At 71.5% G+C, this 25,573-nt stretch carries 24 protein-coding genes; 21 read left to right on the forward strand and 3 right to left on the reverse strand.

Annotated elements, in window-relative coordinates; all coding sequences use genetic code 11:
• The first annotated feature begins 39 nt into the window (after positions 1–39).
• From IT347_10225 to IT347_10300, 16 genes are all read left to right on the forward strand, one after another.
• Positions 40–1,110 carry an Mrp/NBP35 family ATP-binding protein gene (locus IT347_10225; GenBank protein ID MCC6349949.1) on the forward strand — a complete coding sequence of 357 codons (1,071 nt, stop codon included), beginning with the start codon at positions 40–42 and terminating at the stop codon, positions 1,108–1,110.
• Positions 1,107–2,282 (forward strand): cysteine desulfurase, encoded by a 1,176-nt coding sequence (locus tag IT347_10230; protein ID MCC6349950.1) that lies wholly within the window; start codon positions 1,107–1,109, stop codon positions 2,280–2,282. The genes IT347_10225 and IT347_10230 overlap by 4 nt, the downstream gene beginning before the upstream one ends.
• A 148-nt stretch (positions 2,283–2,430) precedes the next feature.
• The gene (gene pdxS, locus IT347_10235) at positions 2,431–3,300 is read left to right on the forward strand and encodes a pyridoxal 5'-phosphate synthase lyase subunit PdxS (protein ID MCC6349951.1); all 870 of its coding nucleotides are present in this window, start codon (positions 2,431–2,433) and stop codon (positions 3,298–3,300) included.
• 10 nt (positions 3,301–3,310) lie between these two features.
• A complete protein-coding gene (gene pdxT / locus IT347_10240) occupies positions 3,311–3,934 on the forward strand; it encodes a pyridoxal 5'-phosphate synthase glutaminase subunit PdxT (protein MCC6349952.1) in 624 nt (207 codons plus the stop codon).
• Positions 3,931–4,962, forward strand: a complete 1,032-nt coding sequence (locus tag IT347_10245; GenBank protein MCC6349953.1) for a bifunctional oligoribonuclease/PAP phosphatase NrnA — start codon at positions 3,931–3,933, stop codon at positions 4,960–4,962. Before pdxT ends, IT347_10245 begins: the two co-directional genes overlap by 4 nt.
• A complete protein-coding gene (locus tag IT347_10250) occupies positions 4,959–5,636 on the forward strand; it encodes an ABC transporter ATP-binding protein (GenBank protein MCC6349954.1) in 678 nt (225 codons plus the stop codon). The genes IT347_10245 and IT347_10250 overlap by 4 nt, the downstream gene beginning before the upstream one ends.
• Entirely contained in the window at positions 5,584–6,258 is a 675-nt protein-coding gene (locus IT347_10255; GenBank protein ID MCC6349955.1) for a heme exporter protein CcmB, read from the forward strand. The genes IT347_10250 and IT347_10255 overlap by 53 nt, the downstream gene beginning before the upstream one ends.
• Positions 6,259–6,266: 8 nt before the next feature.
• Positions 6,267–6,959, forward strand: a complete 693-nt coding sequence (gene ccsA, locus IT347_10260; GenBank protein ID MCC6349956.1) for a cytochrome c biogenesis protein CcsA — start codon at positions 6,267–6,269, stop codon at positions 6,957–6,959.
• A gap of 116 nt (positions 6,960–7,075) precedes the next feature.
• Positions 7,076–7,468: a cytochrome c maturation protein CcmE gene (locus IT347_10265; GenBank protein MCC6349957.1), complete on the forward strand. Its 393-nt coding sequence runs from the start codon at positions 7,076–7,078 to the stop codon at positions 7,466–7,468.
• Entirely contained in the window at positions 7,465–9,915 is a 2,451-nt protein-coding gene (gene ccsA / locus IT347_10270) for a cytochrome c biogenesis protein CcsA (GenBank protein ID MCC6349958.1), read from the forward strand. The genes IT347_10265 and ccsA (IT347_10270) overlap by 4 nt, the downstream gene beginning before the upstream one ends.
• 136 nt (positions 9,916–10,051) lie before the next feature.
• On the forward strand, positions 10,052–10,324 hold the full coding sequence (locus IT347_10275) for a hypothetical protein (protein MCC6349959.1): 273 nt from the start codon (positions 10,052–10,054) through the stop codon (positions 10,322–10,324).
• Positions 10,321–11,649, forward strand: coding sequence for a DNA polymerase IV (gene dinB / locus IT347_10280; protein MCC6349960.1), 1,329 nt, complete (start codon positions 10,321–10,323; stop codon positions 11,647–11,649). The genes IT347_10275 and dinB overlap by 4 nt, the downstream gene beginning before the upstream one ends.
• Positions 11,646–12,443, forward strand: a complete 798-nt coding sequence (locus tag IT347_10285; protein MCC6349961.1) for a DUF72 domain-containing protein — start codon at positions 11,646–11,648, stop codon at positions 12,441–12,443. The genes dinB and IT347_10285 overlap by 4 nt, the downstream gene beginning before the upstream one ends.
• 119 nt (positions 12,444–12,562) lie before the next feature.
• Positions 12,563–13,237: an aquaporin gene (locus tag IT347_10290; protein ID MCC6349962.1), complete on the forward strand. Its 675-nt coding sequence runs from the start codon at positions 12,563–12,565 to the stop codon at positions 13,235–13,237.
• Positions 13,238–13,412: 175 nt separating this feature from the next.
• Positions 13,413–14,093, forward strand: coding sequence for a hypothetical protein (locus IT347_10295; GenBank protein ID MCC6349963.1), 681 nt, complete (start codon positions 13,413–13,415; stop codon positions 14,091–14,093).
• Positions 14,094–14,105: 12 nt separating this feature from the next.
• Entirely contained in the window at positions 14,106–15,932 is a 1,827-nt protein-coding gene (locus IT347_10300) for a HAMP domain-containing protein (protein ID MCC6349964.1), read from the forward strand.
• A 59-nt stretch (positions 15,933–15,991) separates the two neighbouring features.
• Here IT347_10300 and fbp read toward each other — a convergent pair whose 3' ends face one another.
• The 3 genes from fbp to IT347_10315 form a co-directional block, all read right to left on the reverse strand.
• Positions 15,992–17,023, reverse strand: a complete 1,032-nt coding sequence (gene fbp / locus IT347_10305; protein ID MCC6349965.1) for a class 1 fructose-bisphosphatase — start codon at positions 17,021–17,023, stop codon at positions 15,992–15,994.
• 11 nt (positions 17,024–17,034) lie between these two features.
• On the reverse strand, positions 17,035–18,435 hold the full coding sequence (locus tag IT347_10310; protein ID MCC6349966.1) for a class II fructose-bisphosphate aldolase: 1,401 nt from the start codon (positions 18,433–18,435) through the stop codon (positions 17,035–17,037).
• A gap of 148 nt (positions 18,436–18,583) precedes the next feature.
• Positions 18,584–19,876: an FAD-binding oxidoreductase gene (locus IT347_10315; protein MCC6349967.1), complete on the reverse strand. Its 1,293-nt coding sequence runs from the start codon at positions 19,874–19,876 to the stop codon at positions 18,584–18,586.
• Between the two features lie 126 nt (positions 19,877–20,002).
• Between IT347_10315 and IT347_10320 the strand changes: the two genes are divergently transcribed.
• From IT347_10320 to IT347_10340, 5 genes are all read left to right on the forward strand, one after another.
• Positions 20,003–20,461, forward strand: a complete 459-nt coding sequence (locus IT347_10320; GenBank protein ID MCC6349968.1) for a (2Fe-2S)-binding protein — start codon at positions 20,003–20,005, stop codon at positions 20,459–20,461.
• Positions 20,458–22,941 (forward strand): molybdopterin-dependent oxidoreductase, encoded by a 2,484-nt coding sequence (locus IT347_10325; GenBank protein ID MCC6349969.1) that lies wholly within the window; start codon positions 20,458–20,460, stop codon positions 22,939–22,941. Before IT347_10320 ends, IT347_10325 begins: the two co-directional genes overlap by 4 nt.
• Positions 22,935–23,927, forward strand: a complete 993-nt coding sequence (locus IT347_10330; GenBank protein ID MCC6349970.1) for an FAD binding domain-containing protein — start codon at positions 22,935–22,937, stop codon at positions 23,925–23,927. Before IT347_10325 ends, IT347_10330 begins: the two co-directional genes overlap by 7 nt.
• A gap of 176 nt (positions 23,928–24,103) precedes the next feature.
• The gene (locus tag IT347_10335; protein ID MCC6349971.1) at positions 24,104–24,907 is read left to right on the forward strand and encodes an XdhC family protein; all 804 of its coding nucleotides are present in this window, start codon (positions 24,104–24,106) and stop codon (positions 24,905–24,907) included.
• On the forward strand, positions 24,904–25,572 hold the full coding sequence (locus tag IT347_10340; protein MCC6349972.1) for an NTP transferase domain-containing protein: 669 nt from the start codon (positions 24,904–24,906) through the stop codon (positions 25,570–25,572). Before IT347_10335 ends, IT347_10340 begins: the two co-directional genes overlap by 4 nt.
• Position 25,573: the final 1 nt, after the last annotated feature.

Genomic DNA, 25,573 nt, shown 5'->3' on the forward strand with positions numbered 1-25,573 from the left:
CGGAAATAGGCGCGGGAGCGCGCCCAAAGCAGGAGCGTCATGTCCTCGATCACGAAGGAACAGGTTCTCGCCGCGCTCGGCACCGTCCAGGATCCCGATCTGCACCGCGACCTGGTGTCGCTGGGCATGATCGAGGACGTCTCGATCGACGGCGGGAAGGTTTCGTTCACGCTGGTGCTGACCACTTCGGCCTGCCCGCTCAAGGGGCAGATCGAGGACGACTGCCGCCGGGCCGTCGGCGCGATCCCCGGCGTCGCCGACATCGTGCTGAACACGACCAGCCGCGTGCGCAAGCCCAGGGACCCGAGCGCCGACCGCAAGGCGCTCGCCGGCGTGGCGCACGTCATCGCCGTCGGCTCGGGCAAGGGCGGGGTCGGCAAGAGCACGGTCGCGGCCAACCTGGCGATCGCGCTGGCGCAGACGGGGGCGAAGGTCGGCCTGCTCGACGGCGACATCTACGGCCCCAACCTGCCGCGCATGATGGGCGTGAACCGCCAGCCGCAGCATCACGAGGGCCGCATCGTGCCGCTCGAAGCGCACGGCGTGCGCTTCATGTCCATGGGCCTGCTCGTGGACGCGGGCGAGGCGGTCGTGTGGCGCGGACCCATGCTGCACGGCGCGATCAAGACGTTCCTGCACGACGTGTCGTGGGACGGCTGCGACTACCTGCTCGTGGACCTGCCCCCGGGCACGGGCGACGTGCAGCTGTCGCTCATCCAGCAGACGGTCGTGACCGGCGCGGTCGTGGTGACGACGCCCTCCACGGTCGCGATCGAGGACGCCGTCAAGGCGATCGCGATGTTCGACAAGCTGCACGTGCCGGTGCTCGGCGTGATCGAGAACATGAGCTATTTCGTGTGCCCCGGGTGCCACGAGCGCCACGACATCTTCTCGAGCGGCGCGGGACAGGAGCGGGCGCTGGCGATGGGCCTGCCGTTCCTGGGCTCGATTCCGCTTCAGCCCGAGGTGCGCGAGGGCGGCGACACGGGGCGTCCGGTCGTGGCGTCGCGGCCCGACAGTCCCTACGCCCTCGAGCTGCGCAAGATCGCGGGGGTGCTCGCGCAGCGCGTCAGCATCCACACGCTGTCGGCGGAGGAGGTGCGCGCGTGACGCGCGTGTACGCCGACCACGCCGCGACCACGCGGCCCGCGCCCGAGGTGCTCGATGCGATGGCGCCGTGGAGCGGCGAGCGGTTCGGCAACGCCTCGAGCGTGCACGCGCGCGGCGAGGCGGCGCGCGAGGCGGTCGAGGGCGCGCGCGTCGAGGTGGCGCGCCTGCTCGGCGCCCAGCCCGAGGAGATCGTCTTCACCGCGAGCGGTTCCGAGGCCAACAACCTGGCGCTCAAGGGCGCGCTCGCGGCGCTGGCGGGCCCCGAACGCAGGCGCATCGTCACCGGCGCGACCGAACACAACTCCGTGCTCGAGACGGCCCGGTTTCTCGAAACGCGCGGGTTCGCCCTCACGGTCCTGCCGGTGCGCCCGAACGGCCAGGTGGATCCCGAGACCCTCGCCGCCGCGCTGGGCCCCGACGTGGCGCTGGTCTCGCTGATGGCGGTCAACAACGAGACGGGCGTCGTGCATCCCGTCGCCGAGCTCGGCCTGCACGCGAAGCAGGCCGGCGCGCTCTTCCACGTGGACGCGGTGCAGGCGGCCGGCAAGCTGCCGATCGCCGTGGACGCCTGGCAGGCGGACCTGCTCACGATCGCGGGCCACAAGTTCCACGGGCCCGTCGGTGCGGCGGCGTTGTTCGTGCGCCGGCGCACCCGGTTGGTGCCGCAGGTGCACGGCGGCCATCAGGAACGCGGTCGCCGGGCCGGAACCGAAAACGTCGCGGCGATCGCGGGTCTGGGCGCCGCGGCGCTCCGGGCCCGGGAGGCCCTGGCCGCGGGCGCGGCGCAGCGTGTGGCCGCGCTGGCGGAACGACTGCTCGCCGGACTGCTGGCGGCGATGCCCGAGACGCGGCTCAACGGCGACCTGAACCAGCGCGTCGGCGGAATCCTCAATGTCTGCTTCGCCGGCGTGGATGGCGAGGCGGTGCTGCACGAACTCGACCGCGCCGGCGTCGAGGTTTCGACCGGCTCGGCGTGCAGCGCGGCGGACCCGGGGCCGAGCCCCGTGCTGGTGGCGATGGGGTTGCGCCCGGAGGACGCGCACGCGAGCGTGCGCTTCTCGCTCGGGGAGTCGAACACGCAGGAAGAGATCGAACACGTCTGCAAGGTGACGCCGCCCATCGTCGAGCGCCTGCGCGCGCTCGGCGGCGCGGCGATGGAGCGGAGCGCCTGACGGCGCCCGGGGGAGGAGGACTTTCGTGAAGCGTCCGAACTCGCGCCACGGCGCAGGAGCGAAGCGCAACGGCCAGCGGGCCGCCACCCGCAACGGCAAGCCGACGTCGCAGGCCGATCTGTTCCGCCTCAAGGTCGGGCTCGCCGAGATGCTCAAGGGCGGCGTCATCATGGATGTCATGAACGCCGAGCAGGCCGGGATCGCGCAGGAGTCGGGCGCGGCGGCCGTCATGGCGCTCGAGCGCATCCCGTCGAGGATCCGCAAGGACGGCGGCGTCGCGCGCATGAGCGACCCGACGATGATCCAGAAGATCCAGTCGGTCGTGGACATCCCGGTGATGGCGAAGTGCCGCATCGGCCACATCGTCGAGGCGCAGATCCTGGAGGCGCTGGAAATCGACTTCATCGACGAGAGCGAAGTGCTGACGCCCGCCGACGAGGCGAACCACGTCTGGAAGCACGATTTCAAGGCGCCGTTCGTGTGCGGCTGCCGCGATCTCGGCGAAGCGCTGCGCCGGATCGGCGAGGGCGCGGCGATGATCCGCACCAAGGGCGAGGCCGGAACCGGCAACGTCGTCGAGGCGGTGCGCCACATGCGCGCGGTCGTCTCGCACCTGCGGAGGCTGACGACCCTGTCCGCCGACGAGCTGATGGCCGAGGCCAAGGGCCTCGCCGCGCCCTTCGAGCTGGTGCAGCAGGTCGCGAAGACCGGCCGCCTGCCGGTGCCCAACTTCGCCGCCGGCGGCGTCGCGACACCTGCCGACGCGGCGCTCATGATGAAGCTCGGCGCCGAGGCGGTGTTCGTCGGCTCGGGCATCTTCGAGGTCGGGGACGCGTCGAAGCCGCGCGAGGCGCGCCGGGACCAGCTGCGCACCGCGCGGGCCATCGTGCAGGCGGTCGCGAACTGGAATCGTCCCGACGTGCTGCTCGAGGTGAGCCGGGGCCTGCCGCAGCCGATGCGCGGAATCTCGCTCGAGACGCTCTCCGAGGACGAACGGCTTGCCCGGCGCGGCTGGTGAGCTCGCCGAAATGAGCGCGGCGCGCACGGCGCGCACCGGTGCGGCGCCCCGCGTCGGCCTGCTGTCGCTGCAGGGCGATTTCGAGCGCCACCGCGCGTCCCTGCTCGCGCTCGGCGCCGGGGCTGTCCGCGTTTCGCTGCCGGCGCACCTGGAGGGGCTCGATGCGCTGATCGTTCCGGGCGGAGAGTCCTCCACGATGCTGCGGCTGCTCGCGGCGACCGGACTGCGCCCCGGCATCGAGCGCTTCGTGCGGGAGAAGCCGGTGCTGGGCACCTGCGCGGGACTCATCCTGCTCGCGCGCTCCGCCGACCGGCTGCCGGCTCCGACGCTCGGTGCGATCGACGTGACCGTCGAGCGCAACGCCTGGGGGCGGCAGGTGCACTCCTTCCACGCTCCGGTGCGCGTCGCTCCGCTGGGGAGGGATTTCGACGGCGTGTTCATTCGCGCGCCGCGCATCACCCGCGTCGGGCGCGCGGTCGAGGTGGTGGCGACGCTCGCCGGCGAACCGGTGGGTGTTCGACAGGGCCGGGTCGCCGCGCTCACGTTTCATCCCGAGCTGACGGCGGACACGCGCCTGCACGCGTGGTTCCTGAAGGACGTCGCCGGGCTCGCCGTTCGCGGGAACCGCGAGTGACCACGGCCGCCTCGCCCGAACGCACGGCGCTGCACGCCTTCCTCGACCGCCACGGCTCGTTCCTGCTCACCACGCACGTCAACCCGGACGGCGACGCGATCGGCAGCGAGATCGCCATGGCGGGCTGGCTGCGCGGGCGCGGCAAGCAGGTGCGGATCCTGAACGATTCCCCCACGCCTCCGGCGTTCGCCTGGCTGGTCGCGGAGGAGCCGGTCGAGACCTACGACGAGGCGCTCTGCGAGCGGCGGTTCGGCGAGTCCGACGCGCTGATCGTGCTCGACACCGGCAACCGCCAGCGGATCGGACGGCTCGCGCAGCACCTCGACCGCCACGCGATCGCGATCGCGATCGTGGACCACCACGCGACGCACGACGGCTTCGGCCAGGTGAACGTCATCGAGCCGGAACTGGCCTCGACGGCGAGCCTGGTCTTCGAACTGATGCGCGAGGCTGGCGCCACGCCCGGCCTGCTGGCGGCGGAGGCGCTGTACGTGGGGCTGTTCACCGACACCGGGAACTTCCGCTACTCCAACACCGACGCCCGGGCGCATCGCATGGCCGCGGCGCTCGTCGAGGCGGGAGTGGATCCCTCCGACGTGACGAGCCGGGTGCACGCGACCGCCCCGGCGGGCCGCCTGCGATTCTTCGGTGAGGCGCTCGCGGCCCTGCAGATGCTCGAGGGCGGACGGCTGGCGGTGCTCGAAGTCTCGCCCGAGCAGTTCGTGCGGCACGGCCTCGCCGGCGCCGACACCGAGGGACTCGTGGACATGCCGCGCGCGATCGCGGGCGTCGAGGTGGTCGCGCTCTTTTCCGAAGTGGACGCCGGCAAGGTCAAGGTGTCGCTGCGCTCGACCGGCAACGTGACCATTGACCAGGTCTGCGCGCGCTGGGGCGGCGGCGGCCATCCGCACGCGGCCGGGGTGCAGATGCGGGGCTCGCGCGAGGACGCGAAGGCGAAGATCCTTCCCGACCTCGTCCGCCTGCTCGACCGGCACGCGGAGACGGCCGCGAGGGACCGCGCTTCGTGAGCGGATCCGCAGCGCCCGCGTCGGGCGGCGCTCGCGCCGTTCGCCTGTCGGTGTCTGCGGTCGCGCACCGCTTCGGCGCGCGAGTCGCCGTGCGGCCCGTCACGTTCGAGCAACCGGGGCCGGGCGTCGTCGCGGTCACGGGCGAGAACGGCTCGGGCAAGAGCACGCTGCTGCGCGTGCTGGCCGGAATGCTGCGTCCGAGCGAGGGCACGACGCGGCTCGAGGTGGAAGGCGCGGACGTGCCCCCGAGGGAGCGACGCCGCCACGTGGGGCTGGCGTGCCCCGACCTGGAGTTTTACGAGGAATTCACCGCGGCGGAGAACCTGACTTTCGCGACCGAGGCGCGCGGACTGCCCGACGCGCGCGCGAGTGTTCAGAACGCACTCTCGAAGACGGGCCTCGCGCCGCGGGGCGACGACCGCGTCGGGACGTTCTCCTCGGGGATGAAGCAGCGTCTGCGCCTTGCGTTTGCGATACTCCACCGACCCGCGTTGCTGCTGCTCGACGAGCCCGGCGCCCACCTCGACGAGGAGGGGAGGGCGCTCGTGGAACGGCTCGTGCTTGAGCACGCGCCATCGGGCCTCGTCGTCCTCGCCACCAACGATCCCCGGGAGGTGCAGCTTGCCGCAAACCGGATCCCGCTCAGCGGCCGCGGTCTGGACGCTCCTTCGTAAGGAATGCCGCAGCGAATGGCGGACCCGCTACGGGCTCAACGCCGCGCTGTTGTTCGCGGTCGCGAGCCTGACCGCGGTGAGCTTCGCGGCCGGCAGGATGGCGAACCGTCCCGACGTGCTCGCGGCGCTGTTCTGGATCGTGCTGCTGTTCGCGACGCTCGCCTCGCTGGGCCACGCGTTCGTGCGCGAGGTCGAGGGCCGCACGATGCTCCTGCTGCGCCTCGTCGCCTCGCCCACCGAGATCGCGACCGGCAAACTGCTGTTCAACCTGCTCTTCCTGCTGGTCGTCGAAGGGGTGACCGTGCCGCTGTTCCTGCTCCTGACGGGGGCGCCGCCGGTGCGCTGGGGACCGTTCGCCGCCGTGCTCGCGCTGGGCACGGTCTCGCTCGCCGCGTCCTCGACGCTGGTCGGAGCGGTGATCGCGCAGACGCGGGGTCGCGGGGCGCTGTTCGCCGGCGTGTCGCTGCCCTTGCTGCTGCCGGTGCTGGCCGCGGCGGTGGCCGGAACTCGTGACATGTGGGCGTCAAGCCCGACCGGCGGATCCGTGCGCCTGCTCGCGGCCTACGCCGTGGCGCTGATCGCGGCGGGCCTGTTACTGTACGAACATCTGTGGGAGGACTGAGCGATCTGATGATGCTGCGCGTCGTGCTGTTCCTGTGGATCTCCGTGGCGATGACCGCGTCGCTGCTGTTCGCGCCGCTGGTTCCCGTGCTGGAGGAGACGACGCGGGTGCTGTACTTCCACATTCCGGCCGCCTGGCTGACCGTGCTCGCGCTCGGCTGGTCCATGCTCAACAGCATCCGCTACCTGGTGAAGCGCGACCTGCGCGCCGACGATCACGCCGCCGCCGCCGCCGAGCTGGGGCTGCTGTTCTGCATCGGCGCCACCGTCAGCGGAGCGTTGTGGGCGAAGGCGATGTGGGGAGCCTACTGGAACTGGGATCCCCGCGAGACCTCGATCTTCTTCCTGCTGCTCATTTATACCGCCTACCTCGCGCTGCGCGGGAGCATCGAAGACGAGGAGAAGCGGGCGCGGCTCTCGGCCGTGTATTCGGCGGTCGCGTTCGTGGCCGTGCCGTTCCTGGTGTTCGTCGTGCCGCGCATGTACCAGACGCTGCACCCGGACCCGATCCTCAACACGCGGGGCAAGGTGGACATGGACCCGATGATCCGCTGGTGCTTCACGGCCATGCTGGTCGGATTCACCGGGTTGTTCGTGTGGATGCAGTCGCTTCGGGTGCGCGTCGCGCGTCTCGAACGTCGCAGGGACCGAGAAACGATCGCTCCGGCGCTCCGGGTTTCCACCGGCGGCGGCCGGGCGTAGGGTGGCTCACGGATGAATCACAACTACGTCGTGCTGGGAGTCTCGCTGCTGGTGTGGGGCCTGCTGTTCGTGTGGCTGCTGCGCGTCGAGCGGCGCGTGCGGGAACTGGAGAAGCGATGAACACGAAGGTGATGCTCGCGGTGGCGCTGCTGGTCGCGGCGATGGTGATCGGCGTGACGAGTTTCAAGCAGACCATGACGCCGTACATCGGCTTCGCCGAGGCCCGCACGGCGAGCGGTCAGGTGCAGGTGAACGGCAAGCTGGCTTCCCGGGACTACGTCCTGCGCAAGGAGGAGCAGTACCTGCGCTTTTCCCTCAAGGACGACAAGGGGGACGTCCTGCCGGTCGAGTACCGCGGCGTGATCCCCGGGAACTTCGACCAGGCCGTGAGCATCGTCGCGATCGGGCAGTACCAGGGCGATCACTTCGAGGCGAGCCAGCTGCTCGTCAAGTGCCCCTCGAAGTACCAGGCGATGGAGGGCAAGCACCCCGAAGGCGTGGCCTCGTGAGCGGCCGCCGCACCTCGCTGCTGACCGCGGCCGCGCTGCTGCTGCCGGCGCTCGCGGTCGGCGGCTCCCTGCTCCGCGCCGGCGTGCTGAACCTCGGACAGCTGTTCGCCTGGGTGGCGTTCCTCGCCTCGCTCGTCTCCGGCCTCTCCTGGCTGCTGGTGACCAGCGGACGCGCCGGCGCGGAACCGGCCGCGCGCACCTCGTACGTCGTCCAGTGGGTCGCGTTCCTGGCGGGCACCGTGTTCCTGTGGTGGATCCTGTTCAGCCACCAGTACCAGTACCAGTACGTCCACGATTACACGTCGCGCGCGATGCCGAGCCGCTTCGTGTACGCGGCGTTCTGGGGAGGACAGGAGGGCACGTTCCTGCTCTGGGCGTTCCTCAGCACGACGCTCGGCCTGTTCGTGCTGCGCTGGCGCCACCCGCTGCAGGCCCCGACCATGATGTTCCTGAACCTGCCGAACATCATGCTCGGACTGGTGACGGTGATGCGCGGTCCGTTCCTGCGCGCGACGCAGGCCTTCACCGACGGCGTGGGCCTCAACCCGCTGCTGCAGGACTACTGGATGACGATCCATCCGCCGGTGCTGTTCATCGGCTTCTCGTCGTTCGTCGTGCCCTTCGCGATCGCGTGCGCCGCGCTGGTGCGCCGCGACTTCGACGGCTGGCTCAAGCCGGTGATGCCGTGGGTGGTGTTCTCGACCGCCATCCAGGCGACCGGCTTCATCATGGGCGGCGTGTGGGCGTACAAGGTGCTCGGCTGGGGCGGCTACTGGGGTTGGGATCCGGTCGAGAACGGCTCGCTGATCCCATGGTTGAGCAACACGGCGCTGCTGCACGGGCTGCTCGTCCAGCGCGTGACCGGCTCGCTGCGGCGCACGAACTTCTTCCTCGCGATCACCTCGTACGTGCTGGTGCTGTACGCGTCGTTCCTCACGCGCAGCGGCGTTCTGGCCGACTTCTCGGTCCACTCGTTCGCCAACCTCGGCCTCTCGGGCTTCCTGCTGTCGTTCATCGGCGTCGTCGGGATCGGCGGATACGGCCTGCTGCTGAGCCGCCTGCGCGACATCCCGAAGGCGCCGACGCCCCTGGGTTCGTTCTCGCGCGAGTCGTTCCTGTGGCTCGGTCAGCTCGTCTTCATGCTCATGTGCCTGCTGGTGGCGCTCGGCATGAGCGCGCCGCTCATCACCCGGCTCTTCGGGCCGCCGGCGAACGTGCAGACGTCCTACTACAACCTCGTCAACGCCCCGCTGGCGATCGCCCTGGGGCTGCTCCTCGGGTTGTCGCCGCTCATGCGCTGGCGCAAGCAGGAACCTCCGCCCGGCGCGCACCGGCTCGGCCGCGTGCTGCAGATCTCGGTGCTGGTGATCGCGGTCGGCCTGATCGCCTGCTTCGTCAACGCGAACGGCCACCCGCTCGCGAAGACGCTGTTCCCGTGGTTCGGCTTCGCGCTGCTCGGCTGGCTCGTGACCGCGATGCTGATCTTCGCGCCGGTGACCGGCACGGCGGTCGCGCTCGCGGTCGTCTTCACCGCGGCGGCGGTCGCGTGGGGCGTCCGCGATCCGATGCCGGTGGCCATCGTCTTCGCGATGTCGTTCGCGCTGGCCGCGAACTGGGGCGTCACCGTGCGGGGATTCCGCTCGGGCTGGCGGCACGGCGTCGCGTACCTGGGCCACATGGGGGTCGCGATCCTGCTCATCGGCGTGATCGCCTCGTCCGGCTACGGCCGCTCGGCGCAGGTGCAGCTGCCCCGGGGTGAGGCGCGCAGCGCGCTCGGTTACCAGCTCACCTACGAGGGCATGAAGCGTGGCGGCGACGGCAAGGACGTGGCGGTCATCGCCGTGAACGCGCCGGAGGGCCGGTACACGGCCAACGCGCATTTCTACTGGAGCGACTACAACCAGAGCTACATGAAGAACCCGCACATCGAGCGGTTCCTCACCCACGACATCTACATCTCGCCGCTCGACATCGTCGGAGGCGGGGCGGGCGGACCGGGGGCGGGCGAGTTCTTCCGTGCCGGAGAATCGAAGAAGCTGGGAGAGGTCACCTACACGTTCGTCGGCTTCACCCCGATCCCGGGTCCGCAGTCCATGAAGCTGATCGCCAACGTCACGGCCGAGACCGGCGGGCGCACGGTGCCCCTCAAGCCGACCTTCGAGGTCAGCATGACCTCGGGCCAGCCGACGCGCACGCCGGACTACCTGCCGGGTGGCGGGCAGGTGAACATCCTGAACGCCCGGCCCGGCGCCGACGGTGGCGTCGAGCTGTCACTGCCCGGCATGCAGCAGGGCGCCGCCTCGAACGGCGAGGTGCTGGCCGTCGAGGTCAGCACCAAGCCGTTCATCAGCCTGGTGTGGGCGGGTGCGATCATCGCGCTGGTCGCGACCTTCCTGGTCGTGATCCGGCGCGCGCTCGACCTGCGCCGCGAGAAGCTGGCCGCCTGACGTCCGGCGCGCTCGCGGCGGCGGACCTCTCGTCCGTCGGCGAGCGGCGCGCGCGGGCGGCGACGCCGGAGGAGTCCCGCGCCGGAGCGCACGCCGCCCTTGCGGGCTGCCCATGCGTGCAGTAGCGTTGCCGCCGGTGCCCGCCTGCAAGACCATGTTCGAATCGCTCGACGATCCCGTGGACGTGCTGACCGCATTCCTGGACGGCGTCATGCGCCCGATCCGATTCCGCTGGCAGGGCCGTGTCGTGCGGGTCCGCAGGGTGACGGGGCAGTGGAACCGACGTGAGGGCCAGGCCGTGCTGCGCTACTTCGCCGTCCAGGGATCGCGCGACGAGAGCTACGAGCTCTGCTACGACGCGCGCGGCCCGCGCTGGACGCTGAAGCGCGCCTGGCGGGAGGGCGCGTGATCCTGCTCGTGGACATGGACGCGTTCTTCGCGTCGGTCGAGCAGGCCCATCACCCGCACCTGCGCGGCCGGGCGGTCATCGTCTGCGGCGATCCCGACCGGCGGGGCGTGGTGACCGCGGCGTCGTACGAGGCACGCCCGTTCGGCGTGCGCGCCGGCATGCCGCTCGCCGAAGCGAAGCGCCTGTGCCCGAACGCCGAGTACGTCGAGGGCAGCCCGCGCAAGTACGTCGAGAAGTCGCTCGAGCTGCTCGAGTGCTTCCTGTCCTACACGCCCGATGTCGAGCCGTTCAGCGTGGACGAGGCGTTTCTCGACCTCGGCCGGCTCGGCGCGCGGGGCGCGACGATGGACGCGGCGATCGCGCTCGGGCGCGAGATCCAGGAGCGCATCGCCCGCGAGCACTCGCTCGGCGCCTCGATCGGCATCGGACCGAACAAGTTGATCGCGAAGATGGCCTCCGGCGTACGCAAGCCACGCGGGCTGACGGCGTTCGACGAGGAGGGCTTCCGCCGGCACTTCTGGCCCCGGCCCGTGCAGGAACTGTGGGGGGTCGGGCCGAAGATGTCGGTGCACCTCGGAGCTCTGGGCATCCGCACGGTCGGCGATCTCGGCGAAACGAGCGCCGCGGCGCTCGAGCAGGCGTTCGGCGTGGTCGGGCCGCACCTGCGGGACGCGGCCTGGGGCATGGACCGCTCGCCGGTGATTCCCTACCACGAGGGCGTGGACCCCAAGTCCATGGGGCACGAGGTGACGCTGCCGGAGGATTCGCGCGATCCCGCGTTCCTCGAGGGCACGCTGCTGAGGCTCGCCGACCAGGTGGCGCGCCGCCTGCGCGGCGATGGTTTCGCCGCCCGCACGGTGACGCTCAAGCTGCGGGATTTCCGCTTTCGCACCGTGACGCGCCAGCGCGCGCTCGACGTGGCGGTGGACGACCACCTGAGCCTGTTCGAGGTCGCCCGGAACCTGTGGCGCACGAATTGGCGGGGCGAGCCGCTGCGGCTGCTGGGAGTGAGCGCCAGCGCGCTCGAGAAGCGCGGCGAAGCGGCGCAGACCGAGCTCTTCGAGCGCGACGAGAGGGCCAGGACGCTGCAGCAGGCGCTCGACCGTGTGCGCGACCGGCTCGGCGAGGCTTCGGTCGTGCCGGCGGGCTCGCTCACCCAGCGGGGCGAACCCGGCCACGTGCCCTTCGGCGCCGCCCAGCGTCAGAATCGCGGAACGCTGAGCCGCAGGAGCGCCGGAGCGGAGTTGAACCGGCGGATCCGCCGCGAAGCCGGGCGGGACGAGGGACCGGCAGGCGGCTCCTCTCCGCCGGGCGCTCAGCCATGAGCGCAGCGGGCCGAATCCACGTCGGAACTTCCGGCTATTCGTTCGCCGACTGGGTGGGCCCCTTCTATCCGCCGGGCACGCCGGGCGGCGAGTTCCTGCCCTACTACGCCCGTCACTTCGGCAGCGTCGAGGTGAACTCGACCTACTACCGGATCCCTTCGCCACGGGTGCTGGAGCGGATGGAACAGAAGACTCCCGAGGGCTTCCGCTTCGTGGTGAAGCTCAACCAGGCGATGACGCACGAGGGCTCGACCGAAGCCGGGCTCTACCGCGAGTTTCTCGCCGCGATCCAGCCGCTCAAGGACGCGGGCAAGTACCACGGCCTTCTGGCCCAGTTCCCGTGGGGCTTCAAGAAGAGCGAAGGCTCCAAGACCCACCTCGAGGCGCTGCGCGCCCTGCTGCCGGGGGAACCCCTGTGGATCGAGTTCCGCCACGACTCTTGGATGCACCCGCGCCTGCCGGACTGGCTGCGCGAACGCTCGCTCGGCTACTGCGCGGTGGACGAGCCGCGCCTGCCGGGGCTGGTTCCGCCGGCCCTGCACCTGACGACGGACACCGGCTACGTGCGCTTTCACGGCCGCAACGAGAAGACCTGGTGGGGCCGCTCGGGGGGCGATCGCTACGACTACGACTACGCCGAGCGCGAGCTGCAGGAGTGGGTGGAACGCATCCGCACCCTGGCCGCGCAGGCGAAACAGACCTACCTGTTCTTCAACAACTGCCACGCCGGCCAGGCCGCCCGAAACGCGAAGCTCATGGAGGAGCTGCTTCGCCGCCAGCAGCTGCCGGTCTGACCCGCGGGCGCGCGGCCGATCGGCCGCCGACGTCGCGGCGCGCGTTGACGCGCCGCCCCGCCCGCACCTAGTTTCCGCGGCGGTTCGCTCACGCGGCGCGTCCGGTTCGGGAGATCCCCATGGATCAGGGTCCCAAGTCCTACTGGGCCGAGTTCCTCGGCACGTTCACGCTGTGCTTCGTCGGCCAGGGCGCGATCGTCGTCCAGCACCTCGTCGGCGCCGGACCGACGGCGCTGCTGTCCATCGCGGTCGCGCATGGCCTGGCGCTGGCGCTGATGATCTCGGCGCTCGGGGCGACCTCCGGCGGGCACTTCAATCCGGCGGTGACTTTCGGCTTCGTGGTCACGGGCCGGCAGTCGTGGACGTCGGCCATCACCTACTGGTTCTCGCAGCTGATCGGGGCGATCGCGGCCAGCTTCCTGCTGCGCTCGGTGCTGCCCGGCGAATCCGGCCAGGCCACGCACTGGGGCGTGCCGATGCCCGGCGCGGGCGTCTCGGTCTCCATGGGCCTGATGCTGGAGTTCGTGCTCACCTTCCTGCTCGTGACCTCCGTGTGGGGCACGCTCGTGGACGAGCGCGCGCCGCGACTCGGCGGCTTCGGCGTGGGCCTCACCTGGCTCATGGCCATGCTGGTCGCCGGCCCTCTCACCGGCGCCGCCCTGAATCCGGCACGGGCCTTCGGCTCGGCCTGCGCCTCGGGCGTATGGACGGCGCACTGGATCTACTGGCTCGGCCCCCTGCTCGGCGGCGCGGCCGCCGCGCGCGTCTACAAGCAGGTCGTCCTGCGCCCCTGAGGGACCGTGCAGGCCGCCCGCTCCGCCCGCGGGCCGGCGCGAAGCGGGCGGAACCGCGCCGGGCGGGCTTTCCGTCCTCAACTCCCGGGACCTGCCGTCCGAAAACCTCCGTGGATCACGGCCGGTATCGCGGAGGATTGGCAGGATGTCCCGTGCGCTGAGGAACACACCCCGAATGCCGAAGCTCGCCGCAGCGCTCGCTCTCGCCGGCTGCCTGGCGGGCTCCTCCGCCTTCGGCGGCACCAACGTGAAGGGCACCCTGTGGCTGTCGGCGGGCGCCCGCGAGGCGTCCCGGCACGCGGAAGGGACCGCCGCGCGGCAGCAGAAAAGCGCCGGCGAAGGAGTCGTCTGGGTCGAGAAGATTCCCGCCGAACTCGAACGCGCGCTCGCCGATCCGCCGCGCGGCTGGTTCGTCTTCTGGAAGCCGAAGGCCGATCCGCCGTTGCCCCGGGTCGGGGAGCGCGACGACCGCTTCTCGCCGAGGGTGCTCGCGGTGCCCGCGGGCACGAGCGTCGAGTTCGCGAACCGTGACCGCCTCTATCACAGCGCCTTCAGCGTCTCGGGTGCGAAACGATTCGACCTCGGCAAGGCGCCGCCCGGACGGCGCGACACGCTCGAGTTCGGACGCGCCGGCGTCGTCAACCTGCACTGCGAGATCCACCCGAAGGCCGTCGGCTACGTCGTGGTGACACCGAACCGCGCCTACGCCACGCCGGACGCCTCCGGGCGCTTCCGCCTGCCGAGGCTGCCGGCGGGACGCTACGTACTGCATGCCTGGCACCCGCGCCTGGGCGAGCTCAGCCTGCCGTTCAACGTTCCCCGGCGCGGCACGGTCGAACTCAACCCCACCTTCTAGGACGAACCGCACGTGCGCCTCGGACTCCGCTGGAAGATCCTGCTGCTGACGGTGCTCACGCCGGTCTCGCTCGCCGTCGCGACGCTCGTGATGGTGGACCGCGACGTGGCCGAGCACGTGGATGCCTCGAGCCTGCACGAAAACCTCGGCCACTCGGCCGCGGTCTTCGAGGGCATGCTCGCCACCCGCATGCGGGCGCTCGAGGGTGGCGCGCTCGTGGTCGCGCAGGACCCGCGCTTCTTCTCGCTGCTCATGCTCGGCTTGGACCAGCGCGACGCGCGCTTCGACGCGACCGTGCGGGGCATGGCCCACGACTTCAACGGCATCACCCAGACCGACGTCTTCGAGGTCTTCGACCGCAGGGGCAGGCTCGTGACCTCGGTGGGCGAGTCGAAGTCCTCGCCCGACGCGCGCAAGGCGCTCGTGGCCCGCGCGCTCGGCGGCGAGGTCACGACCGGCGTGCTCGCCGAGGGCCGCACGCACTACCAGGCGGTGGCGGTGCCGGTGCGCGCCGATGGCCGGCAGGTCGGCGTGCTGATGCTGGGCGCGGAGATCGGCACGGCGCTCGCTTCCGACCTGCGGACGCAGATGCGCTGCGAGGTGTCGTTCCTCTCCGGTCGTGCCATCACCGGCACGACGCTGCCGGACGCCTCCGACCGCCAGAAGCTTCTCGACGCGCTCAACCAGATCCAGCTCGGACCCGACACGAACCCGGTCCGGCTCGGGCTGCTGCGCGTGCACGGGGCCCGCGAGTACCTGACCCTGGTGCGCCGCATCCCCGGAACTTCGGCGAGCGCGATGCAGTTCTACGTGCTGCAGCGCGCGTTCGATCCCGAGGCGGCGTTCCAGAAGGCGATCCGCAACGACCTCGTCGCCCTCGCCGCCGTCGCTCTCATGCTCGCCATCGCCACGAGCCTGATCTTCAGCGAGCAGATCGTGCGGCCGCTGCAGAAGCTCGTGCTCGGTGCGAAGGAGATGGAGGCCGGCAACTACGAGCACCCGATCGAAGTGCGCCGCGACGACGAGGTGGGCTACCTCGCCGACCAGTTCACGCGCATGCGCGCGCGCGAACAGGCCTACGTGAAGAGTCTCGAGCAGGCGACGAGGCTGAAGAGCGAGTTCATCAGCATCGCCTCGCACGAGCTGCGCACCCCGATCAGCGTGCTGTCCGGCTATCGCGACCTGCTCGCCGAGGGCAGCCTCGGACCGCTGAGCCCGAGGCAGTCGAGGGTCGTCGAGTCCATGCACGAATACCTGGAGCGGCTCGGGCGGGTCGCCGAGGACGCGGCGATGGTCGCGGAGATGCGCAACGAGCGCCTGTCGCTCGATCGCAAGTCGGTGCCGGTGCGCTCGATCGTGCAGGTGGCCGTCGAGGCCGCCCGGCAGTCGGCGGCCGGACGCGCGGTCGAGGTCGCGACCTCGATCTCGGCGCCCGAGGCGAAGGTGGAGGTGGACCACCAGGCGCTGGTTCAGGCCCTCACGCACCTGATCACCAACGGCGTGCGCTTCACGCCGGACGGCGGGCGCGTGGAGGTCCGCGCGGACATCGAGGAGGACCAGCTGCGGATCGTCGTGGCCGACACCGGGGTCGGCATGAGCGAGGGCAGCGTCGAATCGCTGCGCGCCCACGGCGCGGCCCAGCGCGACGCCGCGCATCACCGATCGTCGGTCGGCCTCGAGTTCGGCTCCGGCGGGCTGGGGCTCGGATTCTCGCTCGCCCGCGGCATCGTCGCCGCGCACGGCGGGCGCATCGAGATCGAGAGCCGCACGGGCCACGGCAGCACGTTCACCATTCTCGTGCCCGTGGGCGGCGAACAGGAGCTTCGGGCCGCGGCCTGAGGCGGCGGAACCCGCCCAGGTTCTATCTGTGAACGCCCCGCGGCGTTCCCAGACGGAGCCTAGCCGCGCCGCTCGATCGTCACGCCCTCGTGGCGGCCGGAGATGAACTCCTCGCACTCGCGCACGTCCACCGGGCTGCCCAGGAACAGCGGGCTGCGCTGATGGAGCGACGAAGGAGCGATGTCCATGATGCGCTGCGAACCATTGCTCGCCGCGCCGCCGGCCTGCTCGGCGATGAACGCCAGCGGCGCTCCCTCGTACAGCAGGCGCAGCTTGCCGTTCGGGTTCTTGGAGTCGCCGGGGTACAGGTAGATGCCGCCGTACAGCAGGTTGCGGTGGAAGTCGGCCACCAGCGAGCCCACGTAGCGGGCGCTGTAGGGGCGACCGGTGGCCTTGTCGTCGGCCTTGAGCCAGTCCACGTAGCGGCGCACGCCCACCGGCCATTTGGCGTAGTTGCCCTCGTTGGCGCTGTAGATGCGGCCGCGTTCCGGCGTGCGGATGTTCGGGTGGGAGAGCAGGAACTCGCCGATGCTCGGCTCGAACGTGAAGCCGTGCACGCCGTCGCCGGTCGTGTACACCAGCATGGTCGTCGTGCCGTAAAGGACGTAGCCCGCGCACAACTGGCGACGCCCCGCCTGCAGGCAGTCCTCGAGCGTGCCATGACCCTTGCGCGAAATGCGCGGCAGGATCGAGAAAATCGTCCCGATGTTGACGTTCGCGTCGATGTTCGAGGAGCCGTCGAGCGGATCGAAGTTGACGACGTACTTGCCGAGCGGCGCGCCGTCGGGCACCGGCACGATGCCCTCGTCCTCCTCGGAGGCGACGACCGCGAGCTGCCCGGTCACGCCGAGCACGTTCATGATCGTCTCGTGCGCGAAGACGTCGAGCTTCTGCACGCGCTCGCCCTGCACGTTGGTCGTGCCGGTCGCGCCGAGCACGTCCACCAGCCCGGCGCGGATGACCGCCTTGTTGATCATCTTGGCGGCCAGCGCGATGTCGAGCAGCACGCCGGTGAACTCGCCGCTCGCCTCGGGATGATCCCGCTCCGACTGCAGCACGAACTGCGACAGGGTCACGGCACGGTTTTCCATGCGGTCCTCGCTCAGTCCGAAAGGCCCGTCACGTCTTCGGGGCCCTTGCCCGCTCCGACCGCGTGCGCGGCGACGGGGAAGGAGCCGGGAACGAAGGGCGCGTGCTGCTCGGCGACCGCCCGGGTGCCGCCCGCCTGCAGCTGCCGGAGAAGGAACGAGAATCGTTCCTCGAGCGCCTGCCCGATCGCCTCGCGCGCGGCGGCGGGCATGGACCACATCTCCTTCTTCCACGGGCCCAGCGCCTTCTTGCGCGTCTTGTAGAAGAACTGCTCGTCGGTGTCGGTGCTCTTGCGGTCGCCGGCTTCCGTCTCGCGGAGTTTCGCGTAGATCGCCGCCTTGAGCTCGGCCGGGAAGGCCGGGTGGTCGAAGATCATGTTCTGGAACTCGGTCGCGAGGTGGATCTCGCAGGCCCCCCGCCGCGGGAACTCGCCGAACAGTTCGCTCGGCAGGGTCGAGGCGCCGTGCTGCACCGCGCCGGCGAAGCCGTACTTTTCACGCGACAGCTTCGAGAGCCGTTCGAGCGTGTCGAAGTCGAGCTTGACCGTGGCGATCGTGCCGTCGGGAAGCGGCACGCCGCCGTGGCTCGTGCCGGTCTGGATCGAGATCTTGCTCATGCCCGGCTTGCCGGGAGAGAGCTTCGCGAGCTCGGAGTGGAAGACCTCGACGAACGCCTCCAGCTCCTCGGCCGTCGAGTTCTTGCCGCCGACTTCGCCGATTTCACCCCCGATCGAGACGGTCACGCCGGCCGGCTCGTGCTGGCGGATGAACGCGGTGATCCGCGCGCACAGCGATCCGTTCAGTTTCTGCTGCTCGGCGTGCGTGGGCCGGTCGAGGTCCACGAGCGTGGAGGTGTCCACGTCGATGTTGTAGAAGCCGGCCTTCAGCGCCTCGTCCGCGAGATCCAGCACGTTCTTGAGCTCGGCGTCGGGCCCGGCCGCGTACTTCTTCGCGTTGATCTGGAAATGGTCGCCCTGCAGGAACACGGGCCCGCGCCAGCCTTCGCGCAGCGCGGCGGCGAGCACCACGAACGTGTACTCGGCGGGACGCTGGTCGGTGTAGCTGATCTCCGAACGGGCGATCTCGCACAACACCGCGCCGGCGTCGAGCGCCTTGCGGGCGCGAAACAGCGCCCGCGCCGTGTCGTAGGCGATGCCGCGAATGTTGATCGCCGGCACGGTGAACGTGGGTGCGACCTCGCCACGGCCGCGGGCCATGTACAGGCCGTGGATCGAGGCCGGGTAGATGCCGACGCTGCGGCACTGGTCGAACACCGCCTGGCGCGCGGCGTCGCGCACCTCGCCCGAGCCGAACACGCCGGTCCACACGAGGCGGTCGAGCGCGTCACCGTTGCCGGTGGCCAGCACCGCGGTGGCCTGCCGGACTTCATCGAGATGCTTGAGTTCGATGCTCATGAGGGATCCCCGATCATCCGAGGCGCGCGGGGGCCGGTGGGGCCCCGGGCGGCCCGGGCGCGAATGGAGCAGGTGAGGTGTGGCCGCGTAGGCGCGGGCAGTATAGACCGGCGATGGAACAGCCGTAAACGCCTTCCGCGCCGCCCTTTCAGGCCCTCGCGGCGCCCAGCGCCAGGATGCCTTCGCGCCCCTGGCGCACTTCGGGAAAACGCTGCGGGTCGAAGGTCGAGATGCCGGTCGCCCGCTTCCACGACAGCAGTTCGGCCAGGTCCTGCGTGCACGAGGCCGCCATGCCCAGTCCGTGCCCGGTGAAGCCGCCGACGATGGCCAGGTGGTGCGCCGCGTCGAGCCAGCCGACGAGCGGCCGGCCGTCGCGTGCATAACCCATGATCCCGGCCCAGCGGCGTTCGATCGGCGCGCCGCCCGGCACCAGTTGCTTCAGGCCTTCCTCGATCGCGGCCTGGATCCTCGCTGTCGTCTCGTTGACGTCCACCGACTCGGCCTCGAAGTCCGTGTCGCGCCAGCCGCCGATCACGAGCCGGCGATCCGCGGTCTGCCGCCAGTACTGGTAGCCCCAGTGCGCGTAGGCCGGCCGCGAGGTGACGACCTGATCGAGCGGCGCCGTGGCGATGACCTGCCCGCGGCGCGGCGCGATGATCGGCGCGAGGTGGGGCAGCAGCCGGGGCGTGAACGCGTTGGTCGCCAGCACCAGCGTGCGGGCGCGCGCGACGTGCGCGCCGCAGCGCGCTTCCCAGAGCCCCGCCTGCCACTTCGCGGAGTCGAGCCGCGAATGGGGAAAGATCCGCGCCCCCCGCGCGGCGGCGGCGACGGCCAGGCCGTTCAGGAAGCGCACCGGGTCCATCATGCCGTCCTCGGGCACTTCGAAGGCCGCGTCGAATCCGGCGGCGGCGTGCGCCGGCACCGCGTCGGTGACCGGGATCTCGCGCATCGGGAAGCCGTCGTGCCGCAGTTCGGGCAGCGAGCCGCGCAGGTCCTCGCTCTCCTCGGGCGTGCGCGTGATGCGCAGCGAGCCCGTCTGCTGGTAGTCGCAGTCGATCCCGAGCTCCTGCACGAGCTGGCGGATGCGCTGGTGGTTGCGCCGCCCGATGTGCAGCACCGCGCGCGCGCCCTCGCGGCCCCAGAGCGCGATGCGCTCCGAGTAGGGCTCGGCGGGAGCGGCGAGCAGGAAGCCGACGCTGCGTCCGCTGGCCTCGCCGGCGAGCCAGCCGGCCTCGAGCAGCCCGACCATCGCGCCCTGTTCGGCGAGCGTGTACGCGAGCGTCAGGCCGGCGATGCCGCCGCCGACGATGAGCACGTCGGCGTCGAGGTCCTGCGCGAGCGGCGGCAGTTGCGGGGCGGCCTCGGTCCACCAGATCGAGTCGGGGCGGGGCGTCGGATCCATCATGGCCGCGATGATGCACGCGCCGCGCGCGGGCGGCAAGACAGGCGCGTCCTTTGACACCTGCGGGCGAAAGCGGCTTCAATCTCCGGGTTCGCCGCAGCCGGAGCCGCCGTCCCCCAGCCGAGGACCCTCGCGTTGGAGATTCCCGAGACCACCGTCGGCCGCCTGCGCGTCAACGGCGACGAGCGCGAGTGCGCGGTCACGGCCGGAACGACGCTGCTCGAGGCGCTGCGCTACGGCCTGGGGCTGACGGGCAGCAAGCAGGGCTGCGACAAGGGTGACTGCGGCGCGTGCACGGTGCTGCTGGACGGCCGCCCGGTGCTCGCGTGCATCACGCTCGCGCTGGCGGCGCAGGGCCACGAGGTCCTGACCGTCGAGGGCCTCGCGGAGCGCGGCCGCCCGCACGCGCTGCAGGACGCCTTCGACCGCACCGGCGGGGCGCAGTGCGGGTTCTGCACGCCGGGCATGCTGATGAGCGCCTGCGCGCTGCTGCGGGACAACCCGAACCCGACGCGCGACGAGATCTCGCAGGCGCTGTCGGGCAACCTGTGCCGGTGCACCGGTTACACGAAGATCCTCGAAGCGGTCGAACTGGCCGCGCGCGAACTGCGGGAGTCGCGGTGAGCGCCCGGCGCAGGTCGGCCGGTCCGGCGAAGGCCGGGATGGCGGTTCCGGCAGGGCGGATGATGCCGCGCGAGGACCGCCTGACGCCGCCGCGCTGGGAGGCCGGACGCACGGACCCGCCCAACGGCGGGACGTTCTCGACCGTCGGGCGGCGCAACCGCAAGGTCGAAGGCCTCGCCAAGGTGACCGGCCGGGCCGTCTACGCCGACGACCTCGTGCTGCCGCGCATGCTGCACGCCAAGCTGCTGCGTTCGATCCACGCGCACGCGCGCATCGTCTCGCTGGATGCCGGCGCGGCGCTGGCGATGCCGGGCGTGCACGCGGTGATCACCGGCAAGGACCTGCCGGGCTGGTTCGGGATCATCCCGTGGACCGAGGACGAGCAGGCGCTGGCGGCCGAGAAGGCGCGCTACGTGGGCGACGCGATCGCCGCCGTCGCGGCCGACACCGAACTGCTGGCGGAAGAGGCGCTGCGCGCGATCCGGGTCGAGTACGAGGTTCTGCCGGCGGTCACCGGCATGGACGAAGCGCTCGCGCACCCGGAGTGGCAGGTCAACGAGAAGGCCTCGGAAGGCAACGTCAGCAAGCAGGTGCGGCTCGAGTTCGGGCCCGTGGACGCGGCGCTCGAGAACAGCGACGCGGTGGTCGAGGCCGAGTACTGGTACGAGGGCTCGACGCACGCGCCGATCGAGCCGCACTGCTGCGTCGCCGAGTTCGACGCCACGGGATTCCTGACCGTCTGGTCGAGCACCCAGGTGGCGCACTACCTCCACCGGGACCTCGCGAAGATCCTCGAGCTGCCGACGCAGCGCGTGCGCGTCGTCCAGCCGGTCGTGGGCGGCGCCTTCGGCGGCAAGTCGGAGCCGTTCTCGCTCGAGTTCTGCGCCGCGAAGCTGGCGATGGTGACCGGCCGGCCGGTCAAGATTCTCTACACGCGCGAGGAGGTCTTCTACGCCCACCGCGGGCGCCATCCGATGCGCCTGCGCTACCGGACCGGCATGAAGCGTGACGGCACGCTGACCGGAACGGACGCGCTCGTCCACCTCGACGGCGGCGCCTACAGTTCGTTCGGGCTGGTGACGACCTACTACTCCGGCCAGCTGCTCACCGCGCCGTACGCGATGCCCGCGTACCGCTTCGATTCGACGCGCCTGTTCACGAACAAGCCCGCCTGCGGGCCGAAGCGCGGCCACGGCTCGGTGCAGCCGCGCTTCGCGTTCGAGTGCCAGCTCGACAAGCTCGCCGAAGCGCTCGGCCTCGACCCGATCGCGGTCCGGCGGAAGAACTTCATGGGTGAGAACGTCCGGACCGTGAACGGCCTGCGCGTCACCTCGAACGGCTTCCTGCAGTGCCTGGACGGCGTCGAGCGCGCCTCGGGCTGGAAGGACAAGTTCCGCCGCCTGCCCTACGGACGCGGCGTCGGCGTCGCCGGCAGCATGTACATCAGCGGCACCAACTACTGCATCTACCCGAACGAGATGCCCCAGGCGGCCGTGCAGCTCAAACTCGATCGCAGCGGGCGCGCGACCGTGTTCAGCGGCTGTTCCGACATCGGCCAGGGCGTGGACTCGGTCCTGGCCTACATCGTCTGCGAGGAACTCGGCCTCGAGCTGCGCGACGTGCGCGTGGTCGCCGCCGACACCGATCTCACGCCCGTGGACCTCGGCTCGTATTCCAGCCGCGAGACGTTCATGGTCGGCAACGCCTGCCTCGACGCGGCGCGCGCGCTGCGCGAGCGGATCGCCGCGACGCTCGCCGAACGCTGGGACGTGCCGAAGGGCGAGATCGTGCTGGCGGGCGGCGTCGCGTGCGCGAGCAGCGACCCGCGTGGCAAGGCCATGAGCGTGAAGGACGCGTTCCAGGCGGCCGAGGCGAGGCACGGCACGCTCGGCTCGGTCGGCTGGTACCAGTCGCCGCGGCTCGGCGGCGACTACCGCGGCGGCACGATCGGCGCCTCGCCCGCCTATTCGTTCACGGCGCACGTCGCCGAGGTGGACTGCGATCCCGAGACCGGCTTCGTGACGGTCACCGATCTGTGGGTGGCGCACGACTGCGGACGGGCGCTGAACCCGGTGAACGTCGAGGGCCAGATGGAGGGCGGCGCCTACATGGGTTTCGGCGAGGCGCTGATGGAGTCACAGAGCTACAAGCCGGCGGCGCCCGGGCACGGATTCGGCCTGCACCACGGACCGAGCCTGCTCGACTACCGCATGCCGACGTCGCTCGACACGCCACGGCTGCACTCGATCATCGTCGAGTCGGTGGATCCCGAGGGACCCTACGGCGCCAAGGAGGCGGGCGAGGGCCCGCTGCACCCGAGCGTCCCGGCCATCGCCAACGCCATCCACGACGCGCTCGGCGTGCGCTGCGACCGGTTGCCGTTCGACCCTCCCCGGGTGCTCTCGCTGCTGCGCGCCGGCGGCGCCCGCGAACGCTGGGAAAAGGCGCGCTCGCTCGCGGGAGGACCGCGTCCGTGCTGACCCTGCCGGTGTTCCGCTGGATGCGGCCGGAATCGGTGGACGAGGTGCTCGGCCTGCTCGCGGAGCATGCCGGAGCGTGCCTGCTCGTCGCCGGCGGCACCGACGCGGTGCCGAATCTCAAGCACCGGCTGCACGAGCCGCGCGTGGTCGTGAGCCTCGCCGGCGTGAAGGAGCTGCGCCACGCGCGCGCGACGGCCGACGGCCTTGAGCTGGGGGCGCTGCTCACGCTGAGCGAACTGGCGGCGCGGGAGGAGGTCCGGCGCGACTACCCGGCGCTCGCCACGGCCGCCTCGAAGGTGGCCTCGCCGCAGATCCGCAACATGGGCACGCTGGGCGGCAACCTGTGCCTCGACACGCGCTGCACGTACTACAACCAGACCTATTTCTGGCGCGAGGCGCTCGGCTTCTGCCTGAAGAAGGACGGCGTCCGCTGCCACGTCGTGCCGGCGGGCAGGCGTTGCGTCGCCGCCCATTCCTCGGACGTCGCGCCGGTCCTGATCGCGCTCCGCGCGCAGGTCGAAATCGCCGGCCCGACGGGCCGCCGCACGATCGCGGTCGAGGACTTCTTCGTCGGCGACGGCATCCACAACAACGTGCTCGCGCCCGGCGAACTGGTGACGCGCGTCGTCGTGCCCGGCGCCTCGCGCGGCATGCGCCAGGCCTACGGCAAGCTGCGTCCGCGCGGCGCGATCGATTTCCCGATGCTGTCGGTCGCGGTCGCCGGCCGTGCCGAGGCCGGCAGGGTGACGGCGCTGCGCATCGTCGTGAGCGCGCTGGGCGCGAAGCCGCGCACGCTCGGCGGCCTCGACGCGCTCGCGGTCGGCCAGCCGCCGGGCGAAGCGCTGTTCGAGACGATCGCCGCCGCCGCCTACAAGCAGTGCAAGCCGCTCACCAACGTGCCCTACGACGACGTCTGGCGGCACGAGATGGTGCCGGTGTTCGTCAAGCGCGCGCTGCGCGAGGCGTTCGCGGGAGACGCCGCGTGAGCCGGCGCTCCGGCGAAGCGCCCGGCGAAGCGCGGAACGAGCCGGTCCGCCGCGCGCCGGAGGCCGTCCCGGGTCCGGAGCCGGCGCACGCTTCGCTCGCCGCCTTCGGCGAGGCGCGCGAGCCCGACGTGTGGCGCACGCTGGCGCGCTGGCGCGCCGCCGGCCGCTCGTTCGCGATGCTCACCGTCATCGAGTCGCGGGGCTTCACGCCGCGCAAGGCCGCGACCCACATGCTGCTCGCGGCGGACGGCGAGACCGCGGGCAGCATCGGCGGCGGAGCGATCGAGCACGAGCTGCTGCGCGAAGCCGGCGCGATGCTCGCCTCGGGCGGGCCCGCGCGCACGGTGAGGCGGCACCTGACACAGGACCTCGGCATGTGCTGCGGCGGCGAAATGGTCGTGTTCCTCGAGCCGGTGGACGCCGCTCCACGGCTGTTCGTCTTCGGCGCCGGTTACGTGGCGCGCCCCATCGCCGCGCTGGCCGACGCCTGCGGCTTCGCCGTGACCGTCATTGACGGCCGCCCCGAGTGGGCGAGCGCCGGTCGCTTCCCCGGCGTGGCGGTCCGCTGCGAGGACCCCGAGTCGGCCGCCCGGACGCTCGAGACGACGCCGGAGGACTACGCCGTCGTCGTCACGCACGATCACGCGCTCGACCAGCGCGTGGTGAAGCGGCTGCTGGCGCGTCCGCTGCGCTTCACCGGCATGATCGGCAGCCTCGCCAAGCAGCGGAAGTTCGCGCTGCGGCTGTCGGCCGCCGGCTTCACGGCCGAGCAGATCGCGCGACTGCGCACCCCGCTCGGCGTTTCGATCGGCGCGCAGACGCCCGAGGAGATCGCCGTCAGCGTGCTCGGCGAGCTGATCGCGGTGCGCCGCGGCGCGACGCCGGAGAAGGGCTGGACGCCCCGGCCGCGCGAGGCGGCGGCTCGCGCCGAAACCCCCACCCCGGCGCTCGCGGCGGGCGCGAAGGGAGATCCGGCATGAACGTCGGCGTGCTGCTGGCGGCCGGCGCCTCGGTCCGAATGGGGGCGCCCAAGGCCAACGTGAAGTGGAAGGGAAGGAGCTTTCTCACCAGCGGCACGCTGGCCCTGTGGGCGAGCTGCGATCACGTCGTGATCGTACTGGGCGCGAAGGCGCGCGAAGTGCGGGAGGCCGCCGAGGCGGAGTTCGGCGCGCTGGTCGCCCGTGGCGCGCTGAGCCCGCTGGTGCACGCCGCGCGCGACAAGGGTTCCCGCGGGCTCGAGGCGTCGTTCGTGGTCAACACGCGCTGGGCGCGCGGCATGCTGTCGAGCGCGCAGTTCGGCATCGCCGAAGCGCTGCGCCTGAAGCCCGGCGCGGTCCTGGTCCTGCCCGTGGATCACCCGGAAGTGAAGCCGGCGACGGTCGCGCAGCTGGGCGCGATGATGTCCGAGGCGCTCGGCGCCTTCGGCGGCCGCTCGCGGGAGGGCTTCGCCTACGCGCTCGTGCCCCGCTGCCGCGGCCGGCGCGGACACCCGCTGGCGCTCTCGCCCGCGCTCGCCCGCGCCGTCGCGCGCGACCGGCAGGCGCGCGATCTCGCGGACGCCGCGCGCCGCCATGCGCGCCTCATCGGCTACCTCGACGTGGCGGACCCCGGCGTGGTCCGCAATCGCAACACGCCGCGAGGCTGAG

It is taken from the genome of Candidatus Eisenbacteria bacterium, assembly GCA_020847735.1.
In the GTDB taxonomy this organism is placed as follows: domain Bacteria; phylum Eisenbacteria; class RBG-16-71-46; order RBG-16-71-46; family RBG-16-71-46; genus CAIXRL01.

Excerpts from the sequence above, each read along its gene's own strand:
- IT347_10225 (MCC6349949.1), top strand. The coding sequence starts at position 40 with ATGTCCTCGATCACGAAGGAACAGGTTCTCGCCGCGCTCGGCACCGTC.
- pdxS (MCC6349951.1), top strand. The coding sequence starts at position 2,431 with ATGCTCAAGGGCGGCGTCATCATGGATGTCATGAACGCCGAGCAGGCC.
- pdxT (MCC6349952.1), top strand. The coding sequence starts at position 3,311 with ATGAGCGCGGCGCGCACGGCGCGCACCGGTGCGGCGCCCCGCGTCGGC.
- ccsA (MCC6349956.1), top strand. The coding sequence starts at position 6,267 with ATGATGCTGCGCGTCGTGCTGTTCCTGTGGATCTCCGTGGCGATGACC.
- IT347_10265 (MCC6349957.1), top strand. The coding sequence starts at position 7,076 with ATGAACACGAAGGTGATGCTCGCGGTGGCGCTGCTGGTCGCGGCGATG.
- IT347_10285 (MCC6349961.1), top strand. The coding sequence starts at position 11,646 with ATGAGCGCAGCGGGCCGAATCCACGTCGGAACTTCCGGCTATTCGTTC.
- IT347_10290 (MCC6349962.1), top strand. The coding sequence starts at position 12,563 with ATGGATCAGGGTCCCAAGTCCTACTGGGCCGAGTTCCTCGGCACGTTC.
- IT347_10295 (MCC6349963.1), top strand. The coding sequence starts at position 13,413 with ATGCCGAAGCTCGCCGCAGCGCTCGCTCTCGCCGGCTGCCTGGCGGGC.
- fbp (MCC6349965.1), bottom strand. The coding sequence starts at position 17,023 with ATGGAAAACCGTGCCGTGACCCTGTCGCAGTTCGTGCTGCAGTCGGAG.
- IT347_10310 (MCC6349966.1), bottom strand. The coding sequence starts at position 18,435 with ATGAGCATCGAACTCAAGCATCTCGATGAAGTCCGGCAGGCCACCGCG.
- IT347_10335 (MCC6349971.1), top strand. The coding sequence starts at position 24,104 with ATGCTCACCGTCATCGAGTCGCGGGGCTTCACGCCGCGCAAGGCCGCG.
- IT347_10340 (MCC6349972.1), top strand. The coding sequence starts at position 24,904 with ATGAACGTCGGCGTGCTGCTGGCGGCCGGCGCCTCGGTCCGAATGGGG.